The 10587-nt window shown below is 69.8% G+C and carries 12 protein-coding genes; 3 read left to right on the top strand and 9 right to left on the bottom strand.

The annotated features are described in order from the left end of the window. On the top strand, positions 1 to 292 hold a 292-nt coding region (locus VIR15_RS15790; RefSeq protein ID WP_331929422.1), incomplete at its 5' end, for an EamA family transporter. Between the two features lie 320 nt (positions 293 to 612). Here VIR15_RS15790 and VIR15_RS15785 read toward each other — a convergent pair. From VIR15_RS15785 to VIR15_RS15755, 7 genes are all read right to left on the bottom strand, one after another. Further along, positions 613 to 765: a hypothetical protein gene (locus tag VIR15_RS15785; protein ID WP_331929421.1), complete on the bottom strand. Its 153-nt coding sequence runs from the start codon at positions 763 to 765 to the stop codon at positions 613 to 615. Between the two features lie 88 nt (positions 766 to 853). Further along, complete coding sequence (gene era / locus VIR15_RS15780) at positions 854 to 1825, bottom strand: GTPase Era (RefSeq protein ID WP_331929420.1); 972 nt, start codon at positions 1823 to 1825, stop codon at positions 854 to 856. Further along, positions 1806 to 3122, bottom strand: coding sequence for a hemolysin family protein (locus VIR15_RS15775; protein WP_331929419.1), 1317 nt, complete (start codon positions 3120 to 3122; stop codon positions 1806 to 1808). Before VIR15_RS15775 ends, era begins: the two co-directional genes overlap by 20 nt. Positions 3123 to 3134: 12 nt before the next feature. Beyond that, positions 3135 to 3602, bottom strand: a complete 468-nt coding sequence (ybeY, locus tag VIR15_RS15770; RefSeq protein WP_331929418.1) for an rRNA maturation RNase YbeY — start codon at positions 3600 to 3602, stop codon at positions 3135 to 3137. Next, on the bottom strand, positions 3599 to 4738 hold the full coding sequence (locus VIR15_RS15765; protein WP_414654970.1) for a PhoH family protein: 1140 nt from the start codon (positions 4736 to 4738) through the stop codon (positions 3599 to 3601). The genes ybeY and VIR15_RS15765 overlap by 4 nt, the downstream gene beginning before the upstream one ends. 13 nt (positions 4739 to 4751) lie before the next feature. After that, positions 4752 to 6317, bottom strand: a complete 1566-nt coding sequence (locus VIR15_RS15760; protein ID WP_331929417.1) for a S10 family peptidase — start codon at positions 6315 to 6317, stop codon at positions 4752 to 4754. After that, complete coding sequence (locus VIR15_RS15755; protein WP_331929415.1) at positions 6317 to 6670, bottom strand: histidine triad nucleotide-binding protein; 354 nt, start codon at positions 6668 to 6670, stop codon at positions 6317 to 6319. The genes VIR15_RS15760 and VIR15_RS15755 overlap by 1 nt, the downstream gene beginning before the upstream one ends. 68 nt (positions 6671 to 6738) lie before the next feature. On the opposite strand from VIR15_RS15755, the gene VIR15_RS15750 reads away from it, so the two are divergent. Both VIR15_RS15750 and VIR15_RS15745 read left to right on the top strand, forming a co-directional pair. Next, entirely contained in the window at positions 6739 to 7383 is a 645-nt protein-coding gene (locus VIR15_RS15750; RefSeq protein ID WP_331929413.1) for a SigE family RNA polymerase sigma factor, read from the top strand. Beyond that, the gene (locus VIR15_RS15745; protein WP_331929411.1) at positions 7380 to 8564 is read left to right on the top strand and encodes a Gmad2 immunoglobulin-like domain-containing protein; all 1185 of its coding nucleotides are present in this window, start codon (positions 7380 to 7382) and stop codon (positions 8562 to 8564) included. Before VIR15_RS15750 ends, VIR15_RS15745 begins: the two co-directional genes overlap by 4 nt. A 27-nt stretch (positions 8565 to 8591) precedes the next feature. Here VIR15_RS15745 and VIR15_RS15740 read toward each other — a convergent pair whose 3' ends face one another. Further along, entirely contained in the window at positions 8592 to 9335 is a 744-nt protein-coding gene (locus VIR15_RS15740) for a 16S rRNA (uracil(1498)-N(3))-methyltransferase (RefSeq protein ID WP_331929409.1), read from the bottom strand. Positions 9336 to 9342: 7 nt separating this feature from the next. After that, positions 9343 to 10470 (bottom strand): molecular chaperone DnaJ, encoded by a 1128-nt coding sequence (gene dnaJ, locus VIR15_RS15735; RefSeq protein ID WP_331929407.1) that lies wholly within the window; start codon positions 10468 to 10470, stop codon positions 9343 to 9345. Positions 10471 to 10587 lie beyond the last annotated feature (117 nt).

Raw genomic sequence — 10587 nt, 5'->3', positions numbered from 1 at the left:
CGTCACCTATGTCCTGGTCGGGACGATCCTCGCGATGCTTCTCCACCAAGGGGGCATCACCCGAGTCGGCGCCTCGACCGGTGGGATCCTCTCGAGCATCGAGCCGCTCGTCGCGGCCGGGGCCGTCGCCCTGGTCTACGGCGAGGCGATGACGCCCGTCCAGCTCGCCGGTGGCCTCGTCATCCTCGCTGGCGTCGTCGTGGTCCAACTCCCGACGCGTCCCAGGCTTTCGCGGCCTCGGCCTCGCATAACCAGTCGTCATGACGGGTCGCTGGTGCCACACCGCCCTTGACCAAGACCCGCACCGGCCCCGGGACCTTGCCGCGCTCTTGGACGGCCCTGACGGCTTCCTCGCGCGTCTGACCGACGTACGTGATCACGAGGCTGTCACCTTCGGCGAAGACCCCGGCCCCATCGGGCGGGTTGCTCGTCGATGAAGGACATGACCACCCTCCCCGCTCGGCGGCGCGGCGCACGCTCCCGTGCCGAGCATGAGCATGGCGAGGAAAGCCTTGGGGGGCGGGAACCGCATGGTCACTCCTTGACGGGACGCGGAGGTATGCACCCTCAAGGACACGCCGAGCCCCCACAACGTTGCTCGCGAACCGCGCCTCATCCGCCAGCGGCAGGCTCGCCCCCGTCCCGAGGAGGCACGTCCTCGCTCTCCAGCGCGCGGGCAGCGTCGGCGATGAGCTCCTCCGGACGCGGTGGGACGGTCTGGTCGTCCTCGAGGATCTCGAGCTCATGGTCGGGCTGAACGCTCATGGTGGCCTCCCGCTCCAAGTCTACGAGCCACGTCGCAACGATGCCTGCCACGCGGAGCGAGCTCAGCGGCATACGCCATGGGCTGTTGTCAGAAACCGAGCCGCTGCAGCTGTTTCGGGTCGCGCTGCCAGTCCTTGGCCACCTTGACGTGGAGGTCGAGGAAGACCTTCTGGCCGAGGAGCGCCTCGATGGCCTTGCGTGAGTTCGTGCCGACCTCGCGCAGGCGCGACCCGCCGCGGCCGATGACGATGGCTTTCTGGCTCGGCCGCTCGACGAAGACGTTGACCCGGACGTCGAGCAGCGGGTTGTCCTCCGGGCGCCCCTCGCGCGGCACCATCTCCTCGACGACGACAGCGAGCGAGTGCGGCAGCTCGTCACGCACGCCCTCGAGGGCCGCCTCGCGGACGAGCTCGGCGATCATGATCGCCTCGGGCTCGTCGGTGAGGACACCATCCGGGTAGAGCTGCGGCGACTTTGGAAGGTAGGACGACAGGACGTCGCGCACCTCCTCGACCTGCTCGCCCGAGACGGCTGAGCACGGGATGATCGCGTCCCAGTCCCCTAGCTGGTCGATGGCGATGAGGTGCTCTGCCACGCGGTCCCGGTCGACGGCGTCCGCCTTCGTGGCGATCGCGACGACCGGGCGCCGACGGACGCGACGCAGCTCGGCCAGCTCCTTGGCGATGAACGTGTCCCCGGGGCCGATCCGCTGGTCGGCCGGCAGGCAGAAGCCGATGACGTCGACCTGGAGGAGCGTCTCCCGGACCAGGTCGTTGAGCCGCTCGCCGAGGAGCGTGCGTGGCTTGTGAAGGCCCGGCGTGTCGACGAGGATCAGCTGGGCCGTCAGCGTCGTCGCAATGCCCCGGATCGTGTGCCGAGTCGTCTGCGGCTTCGAGCTCGTGATGGCGACCTTCTGCCCGACGAGGGCGTTGGTCAACGTCGACTTGCCGGCGTTGGGCCGGCCGATGAGGCAGGCGAACCCGGCCCGGTAGCCCTGCTGGGAGTCGGGAGTCGAGTCACCTCCGCTCGTCCGCCCTCCGTCAGGATCGCGAGTGCCCATGGGCGTCCTCCGTCTCGGGCGCCACGGCCGCCTCGGCCTCCTCCGGCATGGCGCGGTGCACGATGACCGACGCCACACGGTGACGGCGACCCGCCATCCGCTCGGCCGTCAGGGTGAGGCCGGACACGGTGCCGGACGAGCCGACGATGGGCACCCGGCCGATGACCTTGGTGAGGAGTCCGCCGACGGTGTCGACGTCCTCCTCGTCGATCGTCACGTCGAAGATCTCGGCGAGGTCGTCGATGTCCAGCGAGGCCGGCACGCGCAGGGACCCGCCCTCGAGCGCCTCCACACCGGGCGACTCGCGATCGTGCTCGTCGGCGATCTCGCCCACGATCTCCTCGATGATGTCCTCGATCGTGATGAGGCCGGCGGTGCCGCCGTACTCGTCGACGACGATGGCGAAGTGGTTCTGCTCGCGCTGCATCTCCCTGAGGAGGTCGTCGACGGGCTTGCTCTCGGGGATGAAGTGCATCGGCCGCATCACGACGGTCACCGGTTGGCGGGCGTCCTCCGGCGCGGCGTTGAGCCGGCGCGCGACGTCCTTGAAGTAGAGCAGGCCAAGGATGTCGTCCGTGTCCTCGCCGACGACGGGGATGCGGGAGAACCCCGACCGCAGGAAGAGCGACATCGCGCTGCGCAACGCCTTGTCGTGCTCGATGACGACCATGTCGGTGCGCGGGACCATGACGGCGCGCGCCACCGTGTCACCGAGCTCGAAGACCGAGTGGATCATCTCGCGCTCCTCGGCCTCGATGACCTCCGACTCGCCGGCCATGTCGAGCAGGTCGCGCAGCTCCGACTCGGTCTGGAACGGGCCGTCGCGATAGCCCTTGCCGGGCGTCACGGCATTGCCGAGGACGACGAGGAGCCGGGCCAGCGGGCCGAGCACCCGGTGCAGGCCCACCGCGAAGGGCGCGCTCCACAGTGCGACGGCCTCGAAGTTCTGCCGCCCGAGGGTGCGCGGGGAGACGCCGACGATGACGAACGAGACGACCGCCATGATCGCGATGCTGAGGAGCAGCGCCTTGACCAACGAGTCCGCCGCCTCGGCCACGGCGAGGGTGACGAGGACAGCCGTGGTCGCCTCGGCCACGACGCGGACGAACGCGATGACGGAGATGTAGGGCGGTGACTCGGCGACGACCGTCAGGAGGGACTTCGCGCCGGAGCGGCCTTCGTCGTAGAGCTCCTGGGCGCGGACACGCGACATCCGGAAGATGGCTGCCTCGGCTGCCGAGAGGAGGAAGGCGATGACGATGCTGATGAGGGCCGGAATGACCAGTTGCGGGAACATCGGGCTCGGGCCTCAGTCGACCGGTCTGTTTCGGGTGGCCAGGTAGGTCAGCAGCAGCTGCCGCTGGAGCTCGAACATCTCGCGCTCCTCCTCCGGCTCGGCGTGGTCGTAGCCGAGCAGGTGCAGGATGCCGTGCGTTGTGAGCAGGAGCATCTCCTCGATCGGCGCGTGCCCCGCCTCGCCGGCCTGGCGCGCGGCCACCGACGGGCAGAGCACGATGTCCCCGAGGGTGCCCTCCTCGGGCTCCTGACCCTCCTTGCCGGGCCGCAGCTCGTCCATGGGGAAGCTCATGACGTCGGTCGGCCCGGGCAGGTCCATCCACTGCTCGTGGAGCACCTCCATGGCGGGCTCGTCGACGAGCTTGATGCAGAGGTCGGCCTGCGGATGCACGCGCATCTGGTCCATGACGTACCGCGCGCAGGTCAGCAGCTCGAGCTCATCGACCGCTTCGTCGGTCTCGTTGAGGACGTCGATGCTCATGCGCGGTCTTCCTCCACCGCGGGGGCCTCCACAACAGACCGTGCCGTATGCCGCTGGGCTCGCCTCCGCTCGACGGCCGGCCTGGCCTCCGCCCCCTTCGCCGCACGGGCGTCGCGGCGCCGCGCGCGAGCGTCCTCCCGGTCGTAGGCGTCGACGATGGCACTGACGAGCCGGTGCCGGACGACGTCGTTGGAGGTCAGCTCGGTGAAGTGGATGTCGTCGATGTCGCCCAGGATGTCGCGGACCACCCGAAGGCCGGACCGGGTGCCCCCCGGCAGGTCAACCTGGGTGATGTCACCCGTGACGACCATCTTGGATCCGAAGCCCAGCCGTGTCAGGAACATCTTCATCTGCTCCATCGACGTGTTCTGGGCCTCGTCGAGGATGATGAACGCAGAATTAAGAGTTCTACCGCGCATGTAAGCCAGGGGTGCGACCTCGATCGTCCCGGACGCCATGAGCTTGGGGATCGTCTCTGGCGCGAGCATGTCGTGGAGCGCGTCGTAGAGAGGTCGGAGGTAGGGATCGATCTTCTCGTTGAGCGTGCCTGGGAGGAAGCCGAGGCGCTCGCCGGCCTCGACTGCGGGCCGCGTCAGGATGATGCGGTCGACCTGGTTCGCTTGCAGGGCCGCCACCGCCTTGGCCATTGCGAGATAGGTCTTGCCGGTGCCCGCGGGGCCGATGCCGAAGACGATCGTGTGCTCGTCGATGGCGTCCACGTAGCGTTTCTGGTTCAGCGTCTTCGGCCGGACGGTGCGGCCGCGGTGGCTGACGATGTTCATCGTCAGGACATCGGCGGGCCGTTCCGCCGTCTGGTCGCGGAGCATCGAGATGGATCGTTCGACGGCGTCGCGGTTGAGTGGCTGGCCCGCCTCCACGATGACGAGGAGCTCGTCGAGGAGCCGGTCGATGATCTCGAGCTCGCCTGCCGGCCCCTGGAAGGTCATCTCGTTGCCGCGGACGTGGGTGTCGACCAGCGGGAACTGACGTTCCATGGTTCGCAGCAGCTCGTCGCGCGGTCCGAGCAGGGACACCATCTCGATCGGCGGCGGCATCTCCCTGGTCAGCCGGTGGGGCTCCCGGGGATCCGCCGTGATGGGCAGGTCGGTATCGAACGGATCATCGGCATCAGTCATCGTGGATCCGAGTCTACGTGGGCAGACCCGACGACCTCACCACGAAATCGGCGAGGTCGCGGCTCTGCTGGACCCGCGACGGCTCGTGGACGTACATCATGTGGCCCGCCTCGTAGTACGCGTGCTCGATGTTGGCCCGGAGGGAGTCCGGCAGCCGGAGCTTGGCGAACACGTCCTCGGCAGCAAAGTGAGGCGTCGCGCCGTCGTAGTAGCCATAGGAGACATGGACCCGCAGATGCGGATTCTGGCGCATCGCACGCTCCAAGCGGTCCGAGACGTCCACGGGGCGGCCCTCGAAGTCCTTGAACGACCACGGCATGACCCGCGAGGTGATCTGCTCGTAGTGCAGGTCGGAGGCGTAGCCGAGGTCCTCCCGGACGTAGTGGTTCCACGCGGCGGCGTACGGGCCCATGATCGCGTCGTGGGAGGGATCGGCATCCATGTTCTCGGCGATGGCGCTGGCTGCCGGCCCGGTGAACCGGGCGTCGAGCCGCCCGACCGAGAGCCGCTGGTCGCGGAGCAGCTCGGTGAAGTACCGCCAGTGCTCGATCCGCAGGTCGCACCGGTCGATATAGTCCCCCGACAAGCCGGAGAGGCGGGCCATCGTGGAGACCGCCTCCGCCCGCTCGTCGGGACTCAGCCGGGCACCTCGGGAGAGGACCCACGGAAGGTCGCGAGCGGCATACGCCTCCGCTTCTTGGAGGACCGAGCGCAAGGAGCGCCGCCCGTGCTTCCCGTGGTAATGCGCGATGGCGGCATAGGTCGGCAGGTAGAGGGCGTGCGCACGATCGTTGCGCTGCTTCTCGAAGTCGATCGACGACAGGTCCAGAACGCTGCTGATCAGGATGAGTCCGTTGAGGTACATGCCGTAACGGTCCTGCAGGTGCGCGGCGAGGGCCGCCCCGCGAAGCGTGCCGTATGACTCGCCCGCGACGAACTTCGGCGACATCCAGCGCTTGTTGCGGGAGGTCCAGAGCCGGATCAGCTCGCCGACGTGCTCGATGTCGCGCTGGTAGCCGTGGTAGTCGCCGGGTTTGCCGCCCTCGACGGCCCGTGACCAGCCGGTCGACATCGGGTCGATGAAGACGAGGTCCGCGACCGTGAGCAGGGACTCACGGTTGTCCATCAGCCCATAGGGCGGCGGCTCGAGATGGCCGACGTCGCCCATGACCACCCGGCGCGGTCCCAGGAGCCCCAGGTGGAGCCAGACGCTCGAGCTGCCGGGGCCACCGTTGAAGGCGAAGACCACCGGCCGCGTTCGAGGGTCGGCGCCGTCGAGGGTGTAGGTGGTCATGGAGATCTCGGCGCGCGCCTTGTTGCCCCGGAAGGTGCCGTCCTTGTGCTCCTCCTCGCGCAGCACGACTCGGCCGGCCGTAGCGGTGTACGCCAGTCTGCGCCGCCCGACGCGGAGCTGGTGATGCGTCGTGACGAGGTCATCCTTCGGCTCCGGCGGCTCGGGCGCCTTGCCGTCGGGTTCCTTGGTGCTCGTGTCCTTGGTGCTCGTGTCGGCGGGCTTGTCCTCCGGCCGTTCCGGGCTCTCGTCGCCGAGCGGCTTGCCAGCCGGGTTCTCGTCGGGCATCAGCGCTCCGTGAAGGTCTTGCCGCCCAGGACGTGGGCGTGGGCGTGGAAGATCGTCTGGCCGGCGTCAGTGCCAGTGTTGAAGACGAGCCGGTGGTGCTCGGCCACTCCCTCCGTGGCCGCGACCTCGGCGACGAGCGCGAAGAGCGCCTCCAGGTCCACTGGGGACGCCGCCGCCAGCGCCCCGATGGTCGGCTCGTGGCGCCTCGGCACGACGAGCACGTGCACCGGAGCCGCCGGGTTGATGTCACGGAAGGCGACGGCGCGCTCGCTCTCGGCGACCCGGTCCGACGGGATCTCCCCGGCGATGATCTTGCAGAAGAGGCAGTCGTCCTGCTGTGGAGTGGCGGTCATGGTCGCCACACTAGAGATGTCAACCGAGCCACGCACTTGCGCGTCACCTCATCGTGAGAACGTGGGGCATGGCTGCGACTTGGCACGATGCCGAGGACCGCGCGTCGTCGGGGGGTGACCGCCCCTCAGCCGCAAGAGGCGGATCCCCGACGGACCTTCCTGACGACCCGGACCGGGCGATCACTGAGCTCTACGCGGCGCACTGGCACCGGCTCGTGCGGCTCGCGTGGTTGCTGCTCCATGACCAGGGCGCGGCGGAGGATGCCGTGCAGGACGCCTTCGTCGCGACACACCGCAACTGGCGCTCCATCCGACAGACCGGAGGAGCCGTGGGCTACCTCCAGACCGCGGTCGTCAACACCTGCCGCTCGGTCCAACGCCACCAGGTCGTCGTCGACCGGCAACGGGCGCGCGATGTCGGCGCTGCGGACCTTCCGGGCCGGCGGAGCGCCGAGAGCGCCGAGGCCCAGGTGCTCCACGCCGCTGAGCGCGGCGCGATGATCGAGGCGCTCCGCGGCCTCCCCGCTCGGCAGCGAGAAGTTCTCGTCCTTCGCTACTACGCCGACCTGTCCGAGGCACAGATCGCGGAAGCGCTCGGGATCGCTCCGGGGTCGGTCAAGGCCCATGCCCACAGAGGTCTCAGCTCGCTCCGGCAGGGCGTGCCCCCGCGGGACCCCCAGCAGTCCGTCAACCCAGAGGTGGAGCAGTCATGAACTCCGACGACAGCCGTCGACGGACCGACCCCGACGCAGAGACTGATGCAGCGACCGCGTTGAGCGGCGCGGACCTGCGGCAGGTCGAGGTGGGACTGCGCGACGCGCTGGCCGCCGACGCACGGTCCATCCAGCCCAGCGAGCGCCTTGACGCGATCCTCTCCGAGGCCCATGAGGCCGGCCCGGTGGGAGGCCAGCACCCGTCCGGCCAGCAACGGTGGTCGATTCTCGCGGCGGCGGCTGCGGTCGCGCTCGTGGCCGGAGGGACACTCTGGCTCGCCGGTCGCGCCGACTCACCGACACCACCACCGGCCGGCACCCCCAGCGCCACGGTGACCACGACCGCGCCGTCGCCATCGGTGACGACGCAGCCTGCCCCACCATCCACCTCGGCGCCCGTCATCCCTGTTCCCCCGAGCACGTCTCCGGGGACGACCGCCCCAACGGGCTCCATCGAGGGGGTGCCGGTGTACTGGATCGGAGACACGGGTGGTGCGCCACGCCTGTTCCGCGAGTTCCGCACGGTGCCGGACACCGGCGGACCGGTCGACTCCGCGGTGACGGCCATGACGGCGATGCAGCCGCTCGACCCCGACTACACCTCGCCCTGGCGACCCGCGTCCCGCGTGGATGTCACGCGTCAGGGCGACGGGCTGACCGTGGACCTCTCGGCCGATGCCATCTCGGGGACGGACGTCGGCAGCGAGCTCGCCCAGCGGGCCGTGCAGCAACTCGTCTACACCGCAACAGCTGCGGCCCAGGTTGCCGGGGCCCCCGCCCGGACCGTCACGATCCTCGTCGACGGGAAGCCGGCCGACGCCTGGGGTGTCGTGCGACTGGGCGAGCCGACGGCGCGGGCTCCTCAGGCAGAGGTCCAGTCGCATGTCTGGGTGCTCGCCCCGACGGAGGGTCAGCAGCTGCCGGCCGGACCGGTCCAGTTCACGGGATTCGGCACGTCGTTCGAGGCCAACTTCCTGTGGCAGATCACGCGGCACGACGGCAGCGTGGTGGCCAAGGGAAACGCCATGGGCGGGACGGGGACCGGCGGCTTCGGGGAGTTCGCGTTCGAGCGGACGCTGCCTGCCGGGCAGTACGTCATCACGATGTCGACCGAAGACCCGTCCGGTGGCGCCGAAGGTGGCGGGCCCCACGTCGACACGAAGTCGTTCACCGTCGGCTGACTGCCCACTCGAGTGGGCGTAGGTTGCTCAGCGCCAGCGGGACCGGGCGTTGAGCACCGCCAGCGCGGCCGGCCCGGCCGATGACGATCGCAGGATCGTCGGACCGAGCCGCACGGCCCGGGCACCCGCTGCCTCCAGAGCCGCCAGCTCCCGGTCGGAGATCCCACCTTCCGGGCCGACGACGACCAGCACATCGCCGGACTCCGGCACCTCGACCCCTGCGAGCGGCTCCACGGCGTCCTCATGGAGGACGAGGGTCAGCGCAGACGTGCCGACCCGGCCGACCAGCGAAGGGAGGTCGACCGGGGAGGAGGTGAGCGGCATACGGGCTCGTCGGGACTGCTTCGACGCCCGGGTCACGACGGAGGCCCACTTCGCCAAGGACTTGGCGGCGCGGTCGCCTCGCCACACGACGATCGAGCGCTCGGCTGCCCACGGCACCACCTCGTCGACGCCGAGCTCGGTTGCCGCCTCGATCGCCTGCTCGTCGCGATCGCCCTTGGCGAGGGCCTGGACGAGAACGAACCGCGGCGCCGGTTCCGGCTCGTCGACGACGTCGAGGACCCTGCCCCGCACCGACGTCTTGTCCACCTGCTCCGCCTCTGCGAGCACGCGACGACCGAGCCCGTCGGCCACGAAGTAGCGCTCCCCCACCCGGACCCGGACGACAGCCGCCGCGTGCCGTCCCTCGTCACCGTCGAGAACGACGGTTGCACCTGGCGTGACGGCAGCGAGCCCGGCCGCGTCGCCGAGGAAGAGCTGATGGGTCACGCGACCCTCACTTCTCCTTGAAGGCGTCCCGGATCTTGCCGAAGAGACCCTTGTTGGGCGTCAGCCGGCCCTCGGGCCGCTCCTCGCCGCGCATGGCAGCGAACTGCCGGAGCAGCTCCTCCTGCTCCTCGGTGAGCCTCGTCGGGGTCACGACTGTCGTGTGGACGAGCAGGTCGCCGCGCCCGCCATGGCGCAGGTGGGTGACCCCGAGGCCCCGGAGCGTGATCACGTCGCCGCTCTGGGTGCCCGGCTTGATCTCGAGGTCCTGCATCCCGTCGAAGGTCGACAGCTTGAGCGTCGTGCCCAGCGCCCCAGCCGCCATGGGCAGCTCGATCATGCAATGCAGGTCGTCGCCGCGTCGGGTGTACGTGTCGTGGCCCACGACGCGGATCTCGACGTAGAGGTCACCCTGTGGTCCGTTGCCATGTCCGACCTCGCCCTCGCCGGTCAACTGGATCCGGGTGCCCGTGTCCACGCCAGCGGGCACCTTGAGCTTGAGCGTGCGACGGGTGCGGACCCGGCCGTCGCCGGAGCAGTCGTGGCAGGGATCGGTCAGCGTGGAGCCGAAGCCCTGGCAGTTGACGCACGGCCGGGACGTCATGACCTGGCCCAGGAAGCTGCGCTGAACCTGCTGGATCTCGCCCCGACCCCGACAGATGGGGCAGGTCTGGCGACCGGTGCCGGGCTCGGCGCCGTCGCCGCCACAGCGCGAGCAGCCGATGGCCGTGTCGAGGGTCAACTCCTCCTCGGAGCCGAACACCGCCTTGGCGAGGTCGATGTCGAGCCGGACGAGCGCATCCTGGCCGCGCTGCACCCGGGGACGCGGCCCCCGCGTGCCGGCCGTCGCGCCTGCCCCGAAGAAGGCGTCCATGACGTCGCTGAACGAGAAGCCGGGCCCGGTGCCGAAGCCCGCGCCGGCCGCGGCGAACGGGTCGGCGCCCAGGTCGAACGACCGCCGCTTGTCCGGGTCGGAGAGGACGTCGTACGCCTGGGAGACGCGCTTGAACTCCTCCTCCGCCTCGGGCCCGGGATTGACGTCGGGGTGCAGTTTGCGGGCGAGCCGACGGTAGGCCTTCTTGATCTCCTCCTGACTTGCGTCACGGGAGACACCGAGGACGGCGTAGTAGTCGTTCAAGCGGGTGGTTCCTGTCATCTTCGTCTGGCGTCCAAGTCGGGGTCGGTCGGTGGTCGGTCAGTCGTCTCTCATGGTGCCGCGCCGGGCCGGGGGGCCCTGGTTCACCTCGTGCAACGA

The organism is Intrasporangium sp., assembly GCF_036566125.1.
GTDB lineage: Bacteria > Actinomycetota > Actinomycetes > Actinomycetales > Dermatophilaceae > Intrasporangium.
The sequence above is the reverse complement of the archived record's forward strand: the minus strand, read 5'-3'. Positions and strand labels throughout refer to the sequence as shown.

What these genes read in the sequence shown, in the direction of transcription:
- VIR15_RS15785 (WP_331929421.1), bottom strand. Translation starts at nt 765, where the DNA reads ATGAGCGTTCAGCCCGACCATGAGCTCGAGATCCTCGAGGACGACCAG.
- era (WP_331929420.1), bottom strand. Translation starts at nt 1,825, where the DNA reads ATGGGCACTCGCGATCCTGACGGAGGGCGGACGAGCGGAGGTGACTCG.
- VIR15_RS15775 (WP_331929419.1), bottom strand. Translation starts at nt 3,122, where the DNA reads ATGTTCCCGCAACTGGTCATTCCGGCCCTCATCAGCATCGTCATCGCC.
- ybeY (WP_331929418.1), bottom strand. Translation starts at nt 3,602, where the DNA reads ATGAGCATCGACGTCCTCAACGAGACCGACGAAGCGGTCGATGAGCTC.
- VIR15_RS15765 (WP_414654970.1), bottom strand. Translation starts at nt 4,738, where the DNA reads ATGACTGATGCCGATGATCCGTTCGATACCGACCTGCCCATCACGGCG.
- VIR15_RS15760 (WP_331929417.1), bottom strand. Translation starts at nt 6,317, where the DNA reads ATGCCCGACGAGAACCCGGCTGGCAAGCCGCTCGGCGACGAGAGCCCG.
- VIR15_RS15755 (WP_331929415.1), bottom strand. Translation starts at nt 6,670, where the DNA reads ATGACCGCCACTCCACAGCAGGACGACTGCCTCTTCTGCAAGATCATC.
- VIR15_RS15750 (WP_331929413.1), top strand. Translation starts at nt 6,739, where the DNA reads ATGGCTGCGACTTGGCACGATGCCGAGGACCGCGCGTCGTCGGGGGGT.
- VIR15_RS15745 (WP_331929411.1), top strand. Translation starts at nt 7,380, where the DNA reads ATGAACTCCGACGACAGCCGTCGACGGACCGACCCCGACGCAGAGACT.